At 49.8% G+C, this 18,425-nt stretch carries 19 protein-coding genes; 14 read left to right on the top strand and 5 right to left on the bottom strand.

Annotated features, from left to right (window positions below; translation table 11 throughout):
• Positions 1-57 precede the first annotated feature (57 nt).
• Positions 58-585 carry an acetyl-CoA carboxylase biotin carboxyl carrier protein subunit gene (locus BMW93_RS08555; RefSeq protein ID WP_090374799.1) on the bottom strand — a complete coding sequence of 176 codons (528 nt, stop codon included), beginning with the start codon at positions 583-585 and terminating at the stop codon, positions 58-60.
• Positions 579-1,568 carry a tRNA dihydrouridine synthase DusB gene (gene dusB, locus BMW93_RS08560; protein ID WP_090374800.1) on the bottom strand — a complete coding sequence of 330 codons (990 nt, stop codon included), beginning with the start codon at positions 1,566-1,568 and terminating at the stop codon, positions 579-581. Before dusB ends, BMW93_RS08555 begins: the two co-directional genes overlap by 7 nt.
• 135 nt (positions 1,569-1,703) lie before the next feature.
• On the opposite strand from dusB, the gene BMW93_RS08565 reads away from it, so the two are divergent.
• From BMW93_RS08565 to BMW93_RS08580, 4 genes are all read left to right on the top strand, one after another.
• The gene (locus BMW93_RS08565) at positions 1,704-2,669 is read left to right on the top strand and encodes a CPBP family intramembrane glutamic endopeptidase (protein WP_090374801.1); all 966 of its coding nucleotides are present in this window, start codon (positions 1,704-1,706) and stop codon (positions 2,667-2,669) included.
• Between the two features lie 24 nt (positions 2,670-2,693).
• Positions 2,694-2,915 (top strand): DUF2007 domain-containing protein, encoded by a 222-nt coding sequence (locus tag BMW93_RS08570; RefSeq protein WP_090374802.1) that lies wholly within the window; start codon positions 2,694-2,696, stop codon positions 2,913-2,915.
• Positions 2,887-3,720: a phosphatidate cytidylyltransferase gene (locus BMW93_RS08575; protein ID WP_090374803.1), complete on the top strand. Its 834-nt coding sequence runs from the start codon at positions 2,887-2,889 to the stop codon at positions 3,718-3,720. The genes BMW93_RS08570 and BMW93_RS08575 overlap by 29 nt, the downstream gene beginning before the upstream one ends.
• Positions 3,721-3,884: 164 nt before the next feature.
• Positions 3,885-4,640, top strand: a complete 756-nt coding sequence (locus BMW93_RS08580) for a carboxypeptidase-like regulatory domain-containing protein (RefSeq protein WP_090374804.1) — start codon at positions 3,885-3,887, stop codon at positions 4,638-4,640.
• On the opposite strand, the gene BMW93_RS08585 is transcribed toward BMW93_RS08580, so the two are convergent.
• Positions 4,637-5,443: a UDP-2,3-diacylglucosamine diphosphatase gene (locus tag BMW93_RS08585; protein ID WP_090374805.1), complete on the bottom strand. Its 807-nt coding sequence runs from the start codon at positions 5,441-5,443 to the stop codon at positions 4,637-4,639. The two genes, BMW93_RS08580 and BMW93_RS08585, sit on opposite strands and share 4 nt — an antisense overlap.
• A 146-nt stretch (positions 5,444-5,589) precedes the next feature.
• Between BMW93_RS08585 and BMW93_RS08590 the strand changes: the two genes are divergently transcribed.
• Both BMW93_RS08590 and BMW93_RS08595 read left to right on the top strand, forming a co-directional pair.
• A complete protein-coding gene (locus tag BMW93_RS08590) occupies positions 5,590-6,981 on the top strand; it encodes an OmpA family protein (RefSeq protein WP_090374806.1) in 1,392 nt (463 codons plus the stop codon).
• A 61-nt stretch (positions 6,982-7,042) separates the two neighbouring features.
• The gene (locus BMW93_RS08595; protein WP_177194046.1) at positions 7,043-7,786 is read left to right on the top strand and encodes a hypothetical protein; all 744 of its coding nucleotides are present in this window, start codon (positions 7,043-7,045) and stop codon (positions 7,784-7,786) included.
• 32 nt (positions 7,787-7,818) lie between these two features.
• On the opposite strand, the gene BMW93_RS08600 is transcribed toward BMW93_RS08595, so the two are convergent.
• Positions 7,819-8,388: a DUF4494 domain-containing protein gene (locus tag BMW93_RS08600; protein ID WP_090374808.1), complete on the bottom strand. Its 570-nt coding sequence runs from the start codon at positions 8,386-8,388 to the stop codon at positions 7,819-7,821.
• A 147-nt stretch (positions 8,389-8,535) separates the two neighbouring features.
• On the opposite strand from BMW93_RS08600, the gene BMW93_RS08605 reads away from it, so the two are divergent.
• The 8 genes from BMW93_RS08605 to BMW93_RS08640 all read left to right on the top strand — a co-directional run bounded on the left by BMW93_RS08605 (position 8,536) and on the right by BMW93_RS08640 (position 17,389).
• Positions 8,536-9,168, top strand: a complete 633-nt coding sequence (locus tag BMW93_RS08605; protein ID WP_090374809.1) for a hypothetical protein — start codon at positions 8,536-8,538, stop codon at positions 9,166-9,168.
• A gap of 25 nt (positions 9,169-9,193) precedes the next feature.
• The gene (locus tag BMW93_RS08610; RefSeq protein WP_229240278.1) at positions 9,194-11,017 is read left to right on the top strand and encodes a hypothetical protein; all 1,824 of its coding nucleotides are present in this window, start codon (positions 9,194-9,196) and stop codon (positions 11,015-11,017) included.
• Positions 11,018-11,040: 23 nt separating this feature from the next.
• Entirely contained in the window at positions 11,041-11,805 is a 765-nt protein-coding gene (locus BMW93_RS08615) for an exodeoxyribonuclease III (RefSeq protein ID WP_090374810.1), read from the top strand.
• Positions 11,806-11,880: 75 nt separating this feature from the next.
• A complete protein-coding gene (locus BMW93_RS08620) occupies positions 11,881-12,462 on the top strand; it encodes a Uma2 family endonuclease (RefSeq protein WP_090374811.1) in 582 nt (193 codons plus the stop codon).
• 29 nt (positions 12,463-12,491) lie between these two features.
• The gene (locus BMW93_RS08625) at positions 12,492-13,097 is read left to right on the top strand and encodes a pseudouridine synthase (RefSeq protein ID WP_090374812.1); all 606 of its coding nucleotides are present in this window, start codon (positions 12,492-12,494) and stop codon (positions 13,095-13,097) included.
• Positions 13,098-13,186: 89 nt separating this feature from the next.
• Positions 13,187-15,781 carry a DNA mismatch repair protein MutS gene (mutS, locus tag BMW93_RS08630; protein ID WP_090374813.1) on the top strand — a complete coding sequence of 865 codons (2,595 nt, stop codon included), beginning with the start codon at positions 13,187-13,189 and terminating at the stop codon, positions 15,779-15,781.
• Between the two features lie 52 nt (positions 15,782-15,833).
• Entirely contained in the window at positions 15,834-17,024 is a 1,191-nt protein-coding gene (locus tag BMW93_RS08635; protein ID WP_090374814.1) for an MFS transporter, read from the top strand.
• Positions 17,021-17,389 (top strand): DMT family protein, encoded by a 369-nt coding sequence (locus BMW93_RS08640; protein ID WP_090374815.1) that lies wholly within the window; start codon positions 17,021-17,023, stop codon positions 17,387-17,389. The genes BMW93_RS08635 and BMW93_RS08640 overlap by 4 nt, the downstream gene beginning before the upstream one ends.
• Positions 17,390-17,436: 47 nt before the next feature.
• Here BMW93_RS08640 and BMW93_RS08645 read toward each other — a convergent pair whose 3' ends face one another.
• Positions 17,437-18,120 carry an RNA-binding protein gene (locus tag BMW93_RS08645; protein ID WP_090374816.1) on the bottom strand — a complete coding sequence of 228 codons (684 nt, stop codon included), beginning with the start codon at positions 18,118-18,120 and terminating at the stop codon, positions 17,437-17,439.
• Positions 18,121-18,425 lie beyond the last annotated feature (305 nt).

Below are 18,425 nucleotides of genomic sequence, written 5' to 3' on the forward strand. Positions count from 1 at the left end.
GTGAGTGGTGTTTTGATCCGTAAAAATAAGCGGACGAAGTTCAGAATCACAAGTAATTTAGTGAAACTCCAATAATACCTGGTTTTTTTCCACAATCTGTCCGGGCGTCACTTTCAGCGTTTTAATAACCCCGCTGCCCGACGATTTGATTACGTTTTCCATTTTCATCGCCACGAGTACGAGCAGGTTGTCGCCCTTGGCAATGCTGTCGCCTTCGGCCACTGCAATGGACTGGATCAGGCCGGGCATAGGGGCCTTCACATTATTGATCTTTTGAGTAGAACCGCCTTGCATTCCCATTTTTTCGAGCAAAAGATCGAGGTCGTCTTTTGCCGTCGTGTGGTAGTGCTGGCCGTTGATGAGTAAATGTGTGGTCTTCTCGGCCGGGTTGCGGTCGAGAACTTCGATATTGTAGGATTGATTATGCCAGATTACGTGAAAGCGGTTGTTGCCGAGCACCGCAATATCGCCGTCGAAAGCATTTCCATTGACGAACCAACCTTCTTTCCGCTGGTCTATTTCAAATGCATGGTCGTTTTCAGGCTGCTCGGCCTGTGGCTTATTGCTCACGTTTACTTTCAGCATACCATTTCGCTGTAATCGTTCGAGATTTCTTTGAGGATGCTGTCGAGCTCGTCGAATGTCGGCGCTTCCACGAGGCGCATTCTGTAAGGTTTGAAGTGTTCCAGCCCTTTGAAATAATTGGTATAATGCCTTCTCATTTCAAAAACACCTGCTACCGGCCCTTTCCATCGGATGGAAAATTCGAGGTGCCTGCGGCAGACGTCCACGCGCTGTTCCATCGTAGGCGGCGGCAGTTTTTCGCCCGTTTTGAGGTAATGTTTGATCTCGTTGAAGATCCAGGGATTTCCGATCGTCGCGCGGCCGATCATGATACCGTCCACGCCATAGGTATTTTTGTATTCCAAAGCCTTCTCGGGTGTATCGATATCGCCATTTCCGAAAATCGGGATGGTAATGCGCGGGTTTTCCTTCACTTTGGCAATGAGCGACCAGTCGGCCGCGCCTTTATACATCTGCACGCGTGTACGCCCGTGAATGGACAATGCTTTGATACCAATGTCCTGCAAGCGTTCCGCTACATCCTGAATGTTTTTGGTATTGTCGTCCCAGCCGAGTCGCGTCTTTACCGTCACCGGTAAATGCGTCGATTTGATGACCGACTCCGTCATTTTGACCATTTTGGGAATATCCTGCAACAATGCAGCGCCCGCGCCGCGGCAGGCGACATTCTTCACCGGGCACCCGTAGTTGATATCGATCAGGTCAGGGTCCACGCGGGAGGCTATCTCGGCGCACGAGCCCATCGTTTCGACATCGCTACCGAACAGCTGGATGCCTACCGGTCTTTCGTACTCGAAAATATCCAGTTTCTGAACGCTTTTGGCAGCATCACGAATGAGCCCTTCCGACGACACAAATTCGGTGTACATCAAATCCGCCCCGTTTTCCTTGCATACTGCGCGGAACGGCGGATCGCTCACGTCTTCCATCGGCGCTAGCAGCAACGGAAAATCACTCAGTTCTATATTTCCAATCTTAACCATAATCCTTCAACACCGCTTCGCAGTAATATATTCCCGGGAGACTTGTCACATTGCCAAGCCTCTGGCCCGGCTGCCGGGCTGCTTTGCGAGGCCCTTATTTATAAATTGATAATAAACTGTAAATTTACACCAATTATGCAAAATAGTAACCCGAATCTGGCTGTTTCGCGCGTACCCGGCACCTGGGGCAGTTTATTGGTACTGGTTGGCTTCATGCTCATCGGTATGGCCGTAGGCAATGTGCTGGCCGTAATGGCGCTCGCCATTTACCTCGGCGCGGATACGGAAAGCGTTACGGCGCTGCTCACCCAGCTTTTTGCAGAACCCGAAAAAATACCAAATGGGTGGAACGCGCTGATGATCATGCAGGGCACCGTGCATTTCTTTTCCTACCTGCTTCCCACCCTCATTTACTGGTTTTATATCGAGCGCCGCACCGTCGGCGACCTAAGTACCAACCGGAAACCCGCGCCGTACATCTGGGCACTGGCCTTCTTGCTGGTACTCGCTTTTATTCCCGTAAACAGCAAGTTTATCGAATGGAATCAGGCTATGGATTTGCCGGATGCGCTGTCGGGGCTCGAAAAATGGATGCGGGATAAGGAAGACCAGCTTTCGGTGATGACCGAGTTTCTCACGAGCTACACCAGTTTCGGACAGCTGCTGATCGCATTGTTTGTGGTGACGGTTTTGCCCGCGCTGGGGGAGGAGATCCTTTTCAGGGGGGTAATCCAGTCGAAGTTGTACCTCGAACTGCGCAATATCCATGTTGCGATATGGCTCTCGGCGGCTATTTTCAGTGCTATCCACTTCCAGTTTTACGGCTTTTTGCCGCGGATGATGCTTGGTGCATTGTTCGGCTATCTGTATTATTGGTCCGGCAATTTGTGGGTCGCCATCCTGGCACATTTCGTGAATAATGGTTTTGTGCTGGTAATGATGTACTTACACAATGTGGGGTTGGTCGAAATCAATATCGAAGAGGCGAAATCGATGCCTATACTGCTCATTCTGGCTTCGCTGGTAGTATCCACGGCCATTTTGGGTGTGATTAAAAAGAGTGGAAAGGGAGTGGGGACGGACGTTTCGCACAACTTTTAAGATAATTTAACATTTCAAAAAATAATGGAGGAGAATTGGGCGAAGGCCTACCAGAGCGGACAGGCGATCCGGGCCGAAATAGCCCGCGAAATTTTGGAACAGAACGGGATCGGGGCGGTGATTGTGAACAAGCAGGATAGCAGCTATCCGATCTTCGGAAACTTTGAAGTGCATGTGCCCGCGGCCGATCTCGAACAGGCCCAAACGATACTGAAGAATGAAGCAGCGCTTGAACAACCTGAGTAATTTACAGCAAAGAACCATCACCGGGTTGGCGGGCGTATTTGTCATTATTGGTTGCATTGTTTACAGCGACTGGTCGTTTCTGCTGCTGTTTTGCGCCATCAGCTCCCTTACGCAGCTCGAATTTTACAAACTGCTGGGCCTCGACGGTAACCAGCCGCTTACATATTATGGTACCTTCTGTGGCACAGTCATGATACTTCTTGCGTATTTGATTGAGCAGGACATTGTTCCGTTTGAAAATTACTTCATTATCAGCCCGTTGCTGTCGATGATCTTTTTTATCAAACTCTATAAAAAGAATGACCTGAAACCCTTTACGAACATCGGTTTTACGTTTCTCGGCATTATTTACGTGGCACTGCCATTCGCGCTGATCATTGTGATGGCGCTGCGCGGAGGAACCTACAACTACGAAATCGTGCTCGGTAGCCTGCTGCTCCTCTGGGCGTCGGATATCGGGGGGTATTTTGCAGGTACCAAGTTTGGGAAGAGAAAGCTGTTCGAACGTATTTCTCCCAAAAAATCCTGGGAAGGATCGATGGGCAGTGCGGTGTTCGCGGGCATTATCGCGTTTGCGCTGGGGCATTATTTCCGTACCTTCGAACCCTGGAAGTGGTATTGCATCGGCGCGATCATCGTGGTGGTGGGTACCTACGGGGATCTGGTGGAGTCGCTGTTCAAGCGGAGCATAGCCATCAAGGACTCGGGGAGCAGTATTCCCGGTCACGGCGGCTTCCTCGACCGTTTCGACGGTCTTTTATTGTCGGCACCATTTATTGTTACATTTTTGAAGTTATTTTCCTGAGCTAAATCGCTTTATAATGCATTGGGCAATGCCCGGTTACTCAGGTCGTTTGTAAAATAAGGAACGGATTTTTTACAAGCTTTCGGCAGACACCAATTTGAAAGGAAATTTATCATCGTGCTAATCAAAGTTTCCGGGCAATCCCGGGGCGTAATCTGGAAGGAATGAAACGGAGTTTTTTAATATTTTTCCTCGTGCTGGCGGGAATGTTGTGTGGGCGGGAAGCATTTGCTCAGGGTGAACAAAAGGCGATTATCTTCTCAGGGGTGGTCGTAGGAGGCAAAACCACCGAGCGCTTACCGGGCGCCACCATTTTTATCGTGAATGCGGGAAGAGGAACGCTTGCCAAAAGTGACGGTTCATTCACCATCCCGGTATTTCCTGGCGATAGCATCGTGTTCAGTTATGTCGGTTTTAAAAAGCAATATCACATTGTACCGAGAGGCTACAACTCGGATATCTATTCGGCGATCGTGGCTTTGCGCGAGGATGTAGTAACCCTTTCCGGCGTAACGATTTATCCTTATTCGACCGAGGAGGAATTTAAAAAGGCCTTTCTCGCACTCAAATTGCCCGATCAGGCCGAGCGTGACGCATTGGCGAAGAGTACCGACCCCGATTACATCAACCGTTTGGCAGCCCAAATGCCCAACAATGCGCAGACCAACTACCGGTATTCGATGGATCAGCTGATGTTTGGACGGGAATCGGCGGCGAACAAGGGCTTTGCCACAAGTTTCCCCTTCCTGAACCCGTTTGCGTGGGCCAAGTTTATCAAATCGGTTAAAAACGGCGATTTGAAACAAAAGGATTGGAGCAAGGAGCTGAATGCGACCCCGCGTGAAAATATAACCAAGCAGGATTTTATTGTCCCAAGTCCTGCCGAAGTGGAAGCATCCAAGAAGAGAAGTGCCAACTAATCTTCCGGTTCGAATTTTTTCAATTGCAAATCATTGCCGTCAAATACCGCATAATGCTGCTGAGTAACCCATTCGCCGAGGTTAATGTAGCGTGAATGGGCGCTGACGTGCATATCCAGCACCAGGTGCCGGTGCCCGAAAATATAGTAGTCGTGCGGGTTCGATGCTTCAACCTCGCGACAATATTGAAATAACCACTCATTGTCCGCGCCCAGAAAGCGCTCTTCGCCTTTGTTGACATTGGCCAGCCGGCTGCGCTTCGACCATTCGGAGGCGATCCACATGCCCACGTCCGGGTGCACGACGCGGAAAAGCCACTGGAAGAAACGGTTTTCGAATACTTTCTTTAAAAACTTGTAGGTATGATCGCCCGGACCCAGGCCGTCGCCGTGGCCTACCAACAGCTTTTTAGTGCCTGTTTGCGAAGTAATGGTAAAGCTCACCGGATTGCGGTAAATGGGCGCGCCGAGTTCTTCCGTAAGGTAGCCCGACATCCACATATCATGGTTGCCTGTAAAAATTACCAGCTCGATCCCTTGATCTGCCAGCTCGGCCAGCTTGCCTAGCAAGCGCACAAAGCCTTTCGGTACCGCGCGGTTGTATTCAAACCAGAAATCAAAAATATCCCCCACCAGAAAGATCGTCTGCGCATCGTGCCGGATCGATTCCAGCCAGCTTACAATGCGTTTCTCACGTTCGCGGCTGGCAGCGGCAGTAGGCACTCCGAGATGGAAATCCGACGAAAAGTAAATGCGGCGGCCGGGCGCTAGTGTAATGCTTTTTTTCTGGAATGGAAGACTCATGTATATCTGACAAATGCGGTGCAATTTACAACGTTCGTGTCAAATGAGTGCATGGGCGGTGTAGTCAACCAATAACTCAATTAATATCAGGCAGTTCCGGTAAATGTGTAAATTTAGTATAGTGTTCACCCCATTCAATTATGCACATGAAGAAGATCACAAACAGGGTTGCGGGCGTCGTTCTGATGCTGGCTGCAACCTCGGCAGTTTCTGTTGCGCAAGTAAGGATCAACGATCCGGGCCGGGTGGTTGAACGGCAGGCTGAGAACCGCGCTAACCGGAAAATCGATCAGGCAGTAGACAAGGGTTTGGATTCGGTAGAAGAGGGAATTGGGAATTTATTTAAAAAGAAAGATAAAAAAGCGGCTGAATCGCAGCCAAAACCGGGAGGGCAGGCCGGTAATGGAAATGGTAATGCGAACAACGAGGCGGCAGGAAACGATGATAATGCCGCCGGGCCGGATGCATCCGCGAAACCGGGCAAGCCTACGCTAAAATCATACAGTAAATTCGACTTTATTCCGGGGGAAAAGATTGTCGCCGTCGAGGACTTCTCGCAGGATGCCGTCGGCGATTTCCCTGCCAAATGGAACACGAATTCATCCGGCGAAGTGGTGACGATTGAAGGCACCGAGGGAAAGTGGCTCATGCTAGGGCCCGAAGGCGTGTTTCATCCCGAATTCATAACGGCGTTGCCCGAAAACTTTACATTGGAATTTAATCTCGCTACCACTACCGAATTCAGTTTCTACTCCGGTTATCTGAGAACGGTGATTGCGGAAGTGGCGGTGCCGGCGAAAGAATTCACAAATTGGAAAGGGTTTGACGGCGGCAAAAAGAACGGGTTGGAAATAGCATTGCACCCCAAGAATGCAGGCGGCACGCAGGGACTTGCCGCATTCAATGTATTTGGCGAGGATGGCGCTTCCCTGATGAAAAACGAGAAGAGCATACCCGCATTTCACACGCCCGACCATAATGTCGTAAAAGTATCGGTGTGGCGTCAGAAAACGAGACTGAGGGTGTATGTCGATGATTATAAAGTTTGGGATTTGCCCCGGGCTTTCGACGCGGCGCGCAAGTATAATTTCATCGCATTTTCCAACCAGGGCTACCACGAAGAAGCGAACCGCTATTTTGTTTCCAATCTGAGGCTGGCCGTCGGGGCGCCTGATACGCGGAGCAAACTGATCACCGAGGGGAAATTCTCCACCACGGGTATCCATTTCGATGTCAATTCGGCTACCATCAAGCCGGAATCTTACGGTACCCTGAAAGAAATTGCATCGGTATTGACGGAAAATGCCGGCGTTAAAGTGAAGATCATTGGCCATACTGATTCGGACGGGGACGATGCTGCAAATCTGGCGCTGTCCAAAAAGCGTTCGGAAGCTGTCAGGGCCGCACTGTCCGGTGATTTCGGAATTGATGGTTCGAGGATGGAGACCGATGGTAAAGGCGAAGCCGAGCCGGCCGCGCCCAACACCACGGCGGAAGGGAAAGCAGGGAACCGGCGTGTCGAATTTGTGAAAATGTAGGGATGGTATGGTTTTTCGACAGGCTCTTTCTAGCTTGCATCCATTTTAAAGAATTTGCGAAATGAAACGTCCCCTATTTGTTTTAATGCTTTCGGTATACCTGTTGGCAGCTATGTCCCCTGCATTTGCCCAGGCCCCGAAAAAAATCCCTGCCGACAAGCAGCGTGCATTGCTCTGGAAGCCTGACAAAGGGCAGTATTATTTCAGCCACGCGCTGGTTTTTGATTATCAAAACAAAGCCGACAAGAGTGCAGGCACGCTCAAAATACATTTGGACCCGGTTACGGGCGCGATGTGTTTTGTGAAAGAAACAAGTTTCGGGCAAGGTGGCAAGTCGTTCGATTTTGTGATCGGCTTCCCGGATGGGAAATACATTTTCTGCGGTACGGATGAGGACGGCAAAAAGGTCAGGATCAATGAAGTGGTGAAAGAATTCAAGCCCGATGTGGATACGAAAAAGCAGCAGCAGGACGATTTCAAAACCTATGTGGTTCCGACGGAAAACAAAAGAGAAGAATTTGGCCTCACCAGCGCCGAGTACGACCTGACCTACGCCACTTCCGGCAGCCAGGAGAAAATCTGGCTAACCCAAACGCCATTCAGCGTGTACCCGCTCTACGGCCTGGAATTTGTTGAAAGTGCCGTAAGTATGCCGGTTTCGTTCGATTATATGAACCTGTTGCCGTCGGATTTGTTGCTTTCGGAGATTAATTCCAAGGATTTGGTTTTGAAACTGAAAAGCTTTGGGAAAGATCCCTACACGGCGAATGCGAAGGGTTATGCAGTGGTGAAAGTGAATGATTAAAAACGGGGCGCCTTCCAGCGCCCCCTGGTATTTTATGCATTCTCTGCCGGCGCAGTTTCGGCTGTTTCAGCCTCCGCCGCCGGAATTTCAGCATCGATTGCCGCAACTTGCGCACGCTCGGCCATTACTTCGCTCAATGGGCGCATGTTTGCAGGAATCTCCGGTTCTTTATCTTCATCCGCCGAGTACGGGAATACGTCGAGGATCGGGGTGAGGTTAATATCCGTCACTTCATAAGGGATCAGGAAGTTGCGCATGCTTTCGTTGATCCGGTCGAGAGCTTGCTGGATGCCTTCCGCATTCACCAGCATATAATTCACGATTTTCTTCTCCTTGCCGCTTTTTTCATCCACGGAGAAGTAAATAACCTTTGCTTTGAACCACTGTTCGCCTTCTTCATAGGAGAAAAGATCGGCCAGACGCATTCTGCTGATGGCGGTTACGCTGAAATCGCTGGCTTCGGTGAGTATTTGCTTGTACAGCCTCGCTTCCGACTCGGTGTATGAAACCGCATCCACGAGATACGTCTCATTGATCGTTTTCAACCTTCCTGCTTCATCTTCTTTTTGATACCGAATTTTTCCTAAATACCAGCTGGCCATTGTTCGTGTTGATTGGGTGAAAATTAGAGTCTGCAAATGTAGAGGCTGGCTCGAAAGCACGCAAAAAAATAACGCCAGAAACTAATAATCCCCGTACCGGGTATGCGTTCTGATACCTACTGTTTAACTTGCGTAAAATACATTATAATGAAAAAACACATTTGGATGGCCGTAATCGTGCTTGCTGCGGCCGTAATGACAAGCTGCGGCGTGAGCCGCCAGGTTTCGGAAGCGAAGGTTTTTGGTGATTGTAAATACGACATCGCGTCAGTCGACAGCGTGTACCTCGCCGGTATCGACATCCGCGAGTTCAGGAATCTCAAAAGTTTCAACGATTTCGACCTGGCCAGGTATCCGGGACTGGCCATGGGCCTGCTAAGGAAAAATGTCCCGCTGAACCTGCGTGTGAATGTGGACATTACCAATCCGACCCGCAAACGCGCAGCGATCAACCAGTTGGAGTATAAAGTGCTCCTGACAGAAAGCGAAATCTTTAATGGATACCTGAGCCAGCTGATTGAAGTGCTGCCGGGTACCACGCCTACACGCGTACCCGTAAGCCTGCAAACGAATGCGTACCAGCTACTTTCGAACGATAAAACGCGTGACCAGTTTGTGAATATGATCCTGGCGCTCACCGGCAAGTCGGATGCCAAACCTTCGAAATTCGTAGTGAAAGTGAGACCTACCCTGGATATTGCCGGAAAACAGGTCAATTACCCCGGTTATATTACTTTTGAAAAAGAAATAACCAGCCAGATGATTACCGGAACGCGGTAGCGCCCCACCCCAAACACCACACATTTTGAAGCTATTTCTCGAAAATCCTCATCTGTTTGAGTATTACAGCGTCGTTGTTGCTTTGCTGCTGCTGTTTGGAGCTACGTTTTGGATTGAAAAAATAAAGTCGTGGCGACCAGCGCTTGGAATAGGACTGATTGCGCTTCCCTTCGTCTACTTTTTTATTCTCCTGGACGCGCACCTCGTCAACATTCCCTATACCGACGATTTCAACCTGCTCGAAACCGTTCAAAAACTACGCAATTCGGGAAGTCTCATAGCAATGCTGAAAGCGCTGTTCGAACAGGTGAACCAGCACCGGTTTGGCTTCGAGCGCATTGTGATGCTGATCATGTACGTGCTAACCGGTACGGTGAATATCAAAACACAGATCATCCTCGGGGATCTTTTTATGGTGGGAATAGGCTATTTGCTTTACCTGAGCCTGAAAAAGGAGGGGATTTCATGGTATTGGTTTATTCCGGTCCCATATATACTGTTCAATCTGGTTTATTTCGAGAATGCTTATTGGGGAATCGCCGCGCTGCAAAATACGCCGCTGATTTTTTTCGCGATGCTTACCGCCTACGGGCTGGCGCGCGCGGACGAGAAGGGCTTCCGGATCGGGCTCGTTGCCGCATTGCTGACCACTTTCACGAGCGGCAGTGGATTACTGGCATGGATCGTCGGAATGATCTTGCTCGCCTTTCAGAAACGCTTCAAAAGTTTGCTATGGTGGGTTGCCGGCAGCGGCGCAGTGCTGGTTTTCTATTTCTTTTTCGACTACCAGTTTATCAGTTCCCAGGGCGAAAAAGTCTGGAACCACCCGGTTTTCAATACGATTTTTGTGATGGCATTCTGGGGTAATGCATTGTATATGGACGTCCGCCACCCGTTCGTGCCGGTTTTTCATCCGGATCTGGTCGCTTGTGTGATGCTCGGTGCCGGACTTGCATTGGTATTTGCGATCTGGGCTATCAGGATATTGCTCGCCCGGAAACCTACCTTTTCAGACTGGCTGCTGCTGGGTGCCATGCTGTTCGTGATGGGCACGGGTGCGATGTTCGTCGTAAGCCGGCCGATCAACAACTACATAATGTACGGCGGAACCGTGTTTTCGAGGCGGTACATGATATTCGGGGTAGTACTGGTAGCGGTTTGCTATGTTTGTGTGGTGATTGTTTTGAAGAATTTCAAACGCTGGAATAACCTGGCAGCGATCGTCGCAATGCTGTTTTTCGTGGGATTGAATTTCGTGAGTTACTTTACGTCCATTGTTTCCATCAGAAGGCTGCACGACGAGTTGGTGATCGACAGCTATTTCTGGAAAAACTACAAGACATTTTTGACCGTCGGCGACCTGTTCGGCGATATTCCGTTCTGGAACCACCCCACGCGCATGCGCGACCTCGTTATCGGCCTCGAATCGGACGGTATTACGGACTTTTACCAGTTTTACGACATGCCCGCGCAGGAAGAGCTGATAAGCAAAACGAATATGGGTAAACCATTTGCCGGAACCTTCGATGCGCAATCGCAATACCGGAATGGCGTGAATAATCTGCCCGAGAAGTATTTCAAATTTTCGGCGGCGCCACTTCATACGCCGAACGAAACTTTTTACTTTGTACTCGAATCGGTGAAGTTCAATATTGTGCTCCCGGCCATTCCGCAACCCAATACCATTTCTGATTTCCTGCAAAAAACATCATATTACAGTAATAATTACGAGTACTCGCTTTACAAACCAAAGCTCCCCGAAGGAAAATACCGCGCCTGGATCATGTCCCGCGACGAATCCCGCAAATGGGAGTCGGTGAATACCGGCAAGCAAGTGCTGTTTTACTAGGCCGTTGACGGCTACCCTCATTTATGCAAATACTTACGTACAATCTGAACGGCATCCGTGCCGCATTAAAAAACGGCCTGCTCGACTGGCTTCAAACTACACCGGCCGATATTCTCTGTTTTCAGGAAGTGAAGGCTACGCCCGACGTGGTCGACCTTTCCGGTTTCCGGGCGCTGGGTTATGAGCTTGTCGGCTGGCATGCGGCCGAGAAAAAGGGTTACAGCGGAGTGGCTATTTTCTCCAAAATCAAACCGGACAATGTGATAGCAGGCTGCGGTATTCCGGCTTACGATTCGGAAGGGCGCGTGCTTCGGGCAGATTTTGGCGATGTTACCGTGCTGAACTGCTATTTCCCATCGGGTACCAGCGGCGATGTGCGGCAGAGCGTGAAAATGCGCTTCCTGGCCGATTTTTTTGTCTGGGTAAATGAATTGAGAAAAGAGCGCCCGAACCTGATCATCTGCGGCGACTACAATATCGCACACACCGAAATCGACATCCACGACCCGGTGCGCAACCAGAAATCATCAGGCTTCCTGCCCGAAGAGCGCGCCTGGATGACCGAATGGTTCGCAAATGGCTACACCGACGCCTTCCGTTTCATGAACCCGACCCTCCGCCAATACTCCTGGTGGACCTACCGAGCAGGCGCCCGGGGCAATAACAAAGGCTGGCGTATCGATTACATTTCCGTCGCCGAGCCCCTCAAATCCCGCATCACCGCGGCCCGGCAATACAATGACGCCGTCCATTCGGACCATTGCCCGGTGTGGTTGGAAATTGAGTAGGGCATTGGGGTAAATGTGTGTTTCAATGCAGGTGATAATTGTTTATTTTTGATAGAAGCAAAAACTCAATGACCTATGGATACCGACATGCTGGTGACTTTTAGAACGGTTAGGCCGATGAGTGATGACGAATTCTTTGAATTCTGCCAAATAAACGACACACTGGAGTTCGAACGGGACTCGCATGGAAACATTATACTTATGTCACCAACTGGATCTATTGGAGGAGGGTTCAATGCAGATGTAACCACTGCTTTGAATGTTTGGAACAGGCAATCAGGCCTGGGAAAGGTGTTTGAATCATCGTCGGGTTTTAAATTACCCGATGGCTCCATCAGGTCGCCGGATGTATCGTGGATTAGGAAGGAAAGATGGAATGCGATTTCGAGAGAGGAAAAGTTGAAATTTGCTCCGATTTGCCCGGATTTCGTTATCGAAATCCGTTCTGTATCTGATGGCTTGCAGTATTTGGTGGATAAAATGAAAGAATACATGGCAAACGGAGCCCAATTGGGCTGGTTGATCGACAGTTTCGATGAAAAGGTGCATGTTTTTCGCATCGATGGTACTGTCGAAATCAAGCAAATCAATGAGATTCTTTCAGATGAGCAAATCCTTCCAGGCTTTTCAATCGACCTTACGGAGTTCCTCGAATAACAGTTCACAGTTAACCAATACCCTCCATTTTGTTCCAATACTACCTCATTTACAAGCCCTTCGGAATGCTCTCGCAATTCTCCCGCGAAGGCGATCATCAAACGCTGGCTGATCTCGATTTTACATTTGCCAAAGACATTTACCCGGTCGGGCGCCTCGATGCAGATAGCGAGGGGCTATTGCTTTTATCCAACGACAATTTCCTTAAAACCAAACTGCTCGAACCGCGTAACAGACACACACGTACGTATTACGTGCAGGTGGAAGGCGAGGCGACAGACGAGGTTTGCCGGCAGCTTTCCAGCGGCGTGAGCATTTCTATCAATGGGAAACAATACAAAACGCTCCCGGCAGAGGTATCTCGAATAGAAGAGCCCGAGCTGCCCGAGCGCAATCCGCCCATCCGTTTCCGGAAGAATATTCCTACTTCGTGGCTGTCGGTTACATTGCATGAGGGCAAGAACCGGCAGGTGCGGCGGATGACCGCCGCGGTCGGTTTCCCGACGCTCAGACTGGTGCGGTGGTCTATCGGAAAAATTTCATTGGCGGATAAGGAAATAAATTTTCCTAAACCAGGGGACGTATGGGAAGTTACGCCGAAAGAGGCTAAACTTTTTTATGAAAGGACCTTTTGACGAGGGGATAAATCGCTTGCCCTGACTTGCCAAACCGGAGAGAAGGCTTAATTTTGTACAAATCCTTGTTCTTAAAATTAGGCTGATAATTGGCAAAGGCACACAAAGAAACTCCGCTTAATAAACAATACAATCAGATCAAAGCCAAATACCCCGGGGCACTCCTGCTCTTCCGGGTTGGTGACTTTTATGAGACTTTCGGAGAGGATGCGGTAAGGGCTTCCAAAATTCTCGGCATCGTGCTTACGCGCCGGAACAATGGCGGCGCGCACGAGGAACTGGCTGGTTTTCCACACCATTCACTGGACAATTATCTGCCGAAACTCGTCCGTGCAGGCGAGCGCGTGGCGATTTGCGACCAGCTAGAAGACCCGGCAACAGCCAAAGGTATTGTCAAACGCGGGGTGACGGAGCTTGTTACGCCTGGGGTGTCGTTCAACGACAATGTGCTCGATATCCGTAAGAACAATTACCTGGCGGCGATACACGTCGGCTCCGACGGAATTTACGGGCTTGCTTTCCTGGACATTTCCACGGGCGAATTTATGGCCTCGCAAGGCAATGCGGCGTATGTCGATAAAATGCTGCAAGGCTTCGGCCCGGCCGAGGTGCTGTACTGCAAAAAGCATAAACAAGAATTCAACGAACTTTTCGGAGGTAAATACCATACTTTTCACCTGGAAGACTGGTGCTTCGGCTATGATTATGGCTACGAGCAATTGACCGGGCATTTCCAGACCACCACTTTAAAGGGTTACGGCATCGAATTGCTGCCGCTGGGCATTATTGCGGCCGGCGTGATATTGCATTACCTGCGCGAAACCGAACACAAGGAAGTGGCGCATATCAGCCGCATTACCCGGCTGGAAGAGGAAAAATATGTGTGGCTCGATCGTTTTACCGTCCGTAACCTCGAACTGGTTTATCCGCAACAGGAAGGCGGTGTGCCGCTGATCGACATTCTCGATCATACGGTTACGCCAATGGGCGCGAGGCAGTTACGCAAATGGATGGTGCTGCCGCTGAAAGACAAGGCGCCTATTGAGGAACGTCTCAGTGCAGTTGCGCATTTCCTTGGGCATGAAGACCTCCATGAGTCACTAGTCGGGTATTTTAAACAGATCGGCGACCTGGAACGACTGATTTCCAAAGTGGCCGTGCGGCGTATCAATCCACGGGAACTGGTTCAGCTTAAAAAATCGCTGAAACAGATAGCGCCCGTAAAGGAATTGCTGACGGGCGGGATATTGGACAAATTTGCTACCCAGCTGAATGCCTGCGAGGCATTGGTGGAGAAAATAGACCGCGAGCTGCGTGAAGATGCGCCGGTACTCTCCAATCAGGGACGCATGATCCAGAGCGGCGTGGACAGCGAACTGGACGAATTGCACGCGATTTCATACGAAGGCAAGGATTATCTGATCAAACTTCAAAACCGCGAGATCGAGCGGACGGGGATTGGTTCGCTAAAAATCGCCTACAACAAGGTTTTCGGTTACTACCTCGAGGTTACCCACGCACATCAGAGCAAAGTCCCTTCCGACTGGATCCGCAAGCAGACACTCGTGAATGCGGAACGATACATTACCCCCGAGCTCAAAGAATACGAAGAAAAGATCATGAATGCGGAGGACCGCATTTCGGCGATCGAATTCAGGCTGTTCAGCGACATTGTTCAAGTGGCTTCCGAATATGTGGGTGCCATCCAGCAGAATGCAGGGGTCATATCCGCACTCGATGTGCTGAGCTCGTTTGCATTGGTTGCCCGGAAGAATAAATATGTACAACCGTCCATCAGCGAGGGTAATGAGCTGGATATCAAGGAAGGCCGCCACCCGGTGATCGAGCAGCAGTTGCCCGTAGGCGAGAGCTACGTGCCGAACGACGTTTACCTCGACGATGCCAGCCAGCAGATCATCATCATTACCGGTCCTAACATGGCCGGTAAATCGGCGTTGCTCCGGCAAACGGCGCTCATTGTGCTGATGGCGCAAATGGGCAGTTTTGTCCCGGCCAAATCGGCGACGATCGGGTTGGTGGACAAGGTTTTCACAAGGGTAGGAGCGAGCGACAACCTCAGCAAGGGGGAAAGTACGTTCATGGTCGAAATGACGGAAACAGCCAGTATCCTGAACAATCTGAGCAGCAAGAGCCTGGTGCTGATGGACGAGATCGGCCGCGGAACAAGTACCTACGACGGCGTTTCCATTGCCTGGGCCATTACGGAATACCTTCATAGTCAGCCTGATTGCAGGCCCAAAACGCTTTTCGCGACCCACTACCACGAACTGAATCAGCTTGCCGAAGACTTTCCACGCATTAAAAACTTCAATGTGGCCGTAAAGGAGGTGGACAACAAGGTGGTTTTTCTACGGAAACTTAAACCTGGCGGCAGCGCACACAGTTTCGGTATCCACGTGGCGCAGATCGCAGGTATGCCACAGCCGATCGTTTTGCGTGCGAGCGAGATCATGCATCATCTTGAAAAAGACCACGTTGCGCACGAGCACAAGAAACGGGTAAAGGACATTCCGAAAAACAACTTCCAGCTCAGCATTTTCGAACCGGCCGATCCGAAGCTCGACGAGTTGAAAGAAAAGTTGTTGCTGGTGGATGTAAACACACTATCACCCATCGAAGCATTGCTGAAACTGAACGAGTTCCAGAAGCTTGTCAAGAAGTAAATTCAATTTCAATGTTATACCAATCAATCTCCTATAACCGCTAACCTAGTTTATGAAAAACTCGACCCGCTTTCAGTTGATGGCCATGATGTTCCTGCTCTATTTTGTGTGGGGTGCATGGTACGGGCAAATGAGCAAGTATATGTTTACAGAATTGGGCGCAACGGGCGTCCAGGTGGGAAATGCCTACGCCGCATTCTCCATCGCGATGATCATTGCACCGTTCTTCGTCGGAATGATCGCCGACCGTTATTTCGCGGCCCAGAAAGTATTGGGGATACTCAGCCTCGCGGGCGCTGCAATCTTGTACGTGCTGGCGGAAGTTAAAGATCCCGACACGTTTTTCTGGGTGATATTGGCCTATTGTATCACTTTTGCACCTGCTATGTCGCTTACGACATCCATTGCCATGCAGCAGGTTACGAATTCTGAGAAGGATTTTCCGGCTATCCGTGTAATGGGAACAGTTGCCTGGATTGCCGTTACAAACATAATCGGATACTACGAAATCGGTGGTACCGCATTGATTTTCAAGATTTCCATGTTTACCGCCGCCTTTCTCGGTGTTTACTCTTTCTTTTTACCTGATACACCCCCAAAACCGAGCGCGCACACGTCTTTCTCGGACATTTTGGGTCTGGATGCATTCAAGTTATTCAAAGACCGCTCTTTCGCGATCTTCTTCATTTCTTCTCTGCTGATCTGTATCCCGTTGTCATTCTACTATGCTATGGCAAACCCGTCACTGACGGACTCGGGTATGACCAATGTGGAAAATAAAATGTCGCTCGGTCAGGCTTCGGAAGTTGTATTTATGCTTTTGATCCCACTCGCATTTGCACGCTTCGGTGTGAAATGGATGCTCGTGGTGGGGCTTGTTGCGTGGATTATCCGCTTCATCGGTTTCGGCTACGGCGATGCTTCCAGCGAATGGCTGCTTTACCTGGCAATCGTTCTCCACGGTGTTTGCTACGACTTTTTCTTCGTTACCGGCCAGATTTATACCGATAGCAAGGCCGGTGAAAAGTACCGCTCTTCCGCGCAAGGCCTGATCTCCATCGCTACCTATGGTATCGGTATGGGTATCGGTTCGTGGATCGCCGGTGTGGTGGCTGATATGTACACGGTCGACAATGTGAAAAACTGGACGTCGATCTGGATGGTACCTGCCGGCATCGCGGCGGTAGTACTGGTACTTTTCGTATTGTTCTTCCGGGATAACAAGATCAAGGCAACTGCATGAAATCATTCGTGACCATCGGCCTTCTCATATTGTCCAACGCCTTCATGACGATGGCGTGGTACGGACATTTGAAATTCAAAGAGCTGGGTTGGTTTAGCAAACTGGGGCTGTTCTCCATTATCCTCATTAGTTGGGGAATAGCCCTGTTTGAATATTGTTTTCAGGTACCGGCCAACCGGATCGGCTTCAAAGAGAATGGCGGGCCGTTTTCGCTGGTGGAGCTGAAAGTGATACAGGAAGTGATCACGCTGGTCATTTTCACGATTTTTACACTGGTCTTTTTCAAAACGGAGACCTTCCGCTGGAACCACTTCGTCGGGTTCGTCTTTCTCGTCCTGGCGGTTTACTTCATATTCAGGAAATAAAAAATGCCTGCAAGTTCACTTGCAGGCATTTTTTATTTGGATTAATATCAATCCCAATCGTCGCCGCCACCGAACCGGCGTCCATAGTCTTTTGAACCACCCCCGCCTTTTTTGTTGCTGTAACGGTCTTCGGTCTTCGGTCTCCCTCCCTGCTGGTGACGATTATGGTCGTGTCCGCGGTCGTGGTACCCTTTATCGCGTTGCTTGTCGGGTTGGCGGAAGTTGGTTCCGCCTCCTCCTGCGAAGCTCCGGTCGCCAAAGCTGCGTTCGGCAGGTTTAGCGGGTGGTGTGCCCGGTGCGTCATCATCGTCCTGGTCGTCATCGTCAAGCGATGGTTCCTGGCGGGTATAATCCCTGCCTGTATTTCTATCTTGATTATAAGGCGTTCTGTTACCTGGACCGTCATTGCCTGCCGGTCGTGGCCGGTTAAAGCCTTCGCGGTTGCGCGTATCGGGCCGGGAAGCGCCGCTACCGCCATCGCTTCTGGGCTCTCTCTTCTGGGATTCGTTCACAACCAGCGGCCTGCCGTACATATCTGCCCCGTTCAGTGCATTAATGGCGGCTCTCGCCTCTGTTTCATCGGGCATTTCCACAAACCCGAACCCTTTGCTTTGACGTGTAATTTTGTCAATGATAATTTTCGCCGAGCTTACTTTACCATACTTTTCGAAAGCTTCACGCAGCTCGCTTTCCTTTAACTTAAAAGAAAGACTACCAACAAAAATGTCCATGAAACGCCTTGTTTTTTATTGATTTAGATGTAATAAATATATTTACTTTAACTGACTCATTTTCATATCAAGAGCTAAACGCGGTTTATTTACTTCTCTTGATCTTGATTTTCTGATTATTATATCAAAGCTAAATAAAATTGCCCAAAGTGATCCAAGAGGACATTTTTTAATTTTTTTCTAAAATTTCAGCCGGACGTCGTAAATAAAGTCGCGGACCGATCGGATCGAATACATCATGGCTTTCCGAAAGGGTGGGTCGAGCATCTCCGGGCAAGGCAGGTCCGGAATGTGTGCGGAAATAA

The organism is Dyadobacter sp. SG02, assembly GCF_900109045.1.
In the GTDB taxonomy this organism is placed as follows: domain Bacteria; phylum Bacteroidota; class Bacteroidia; order Cytophagales; family Spirosomataceae; genus Dyadobacter.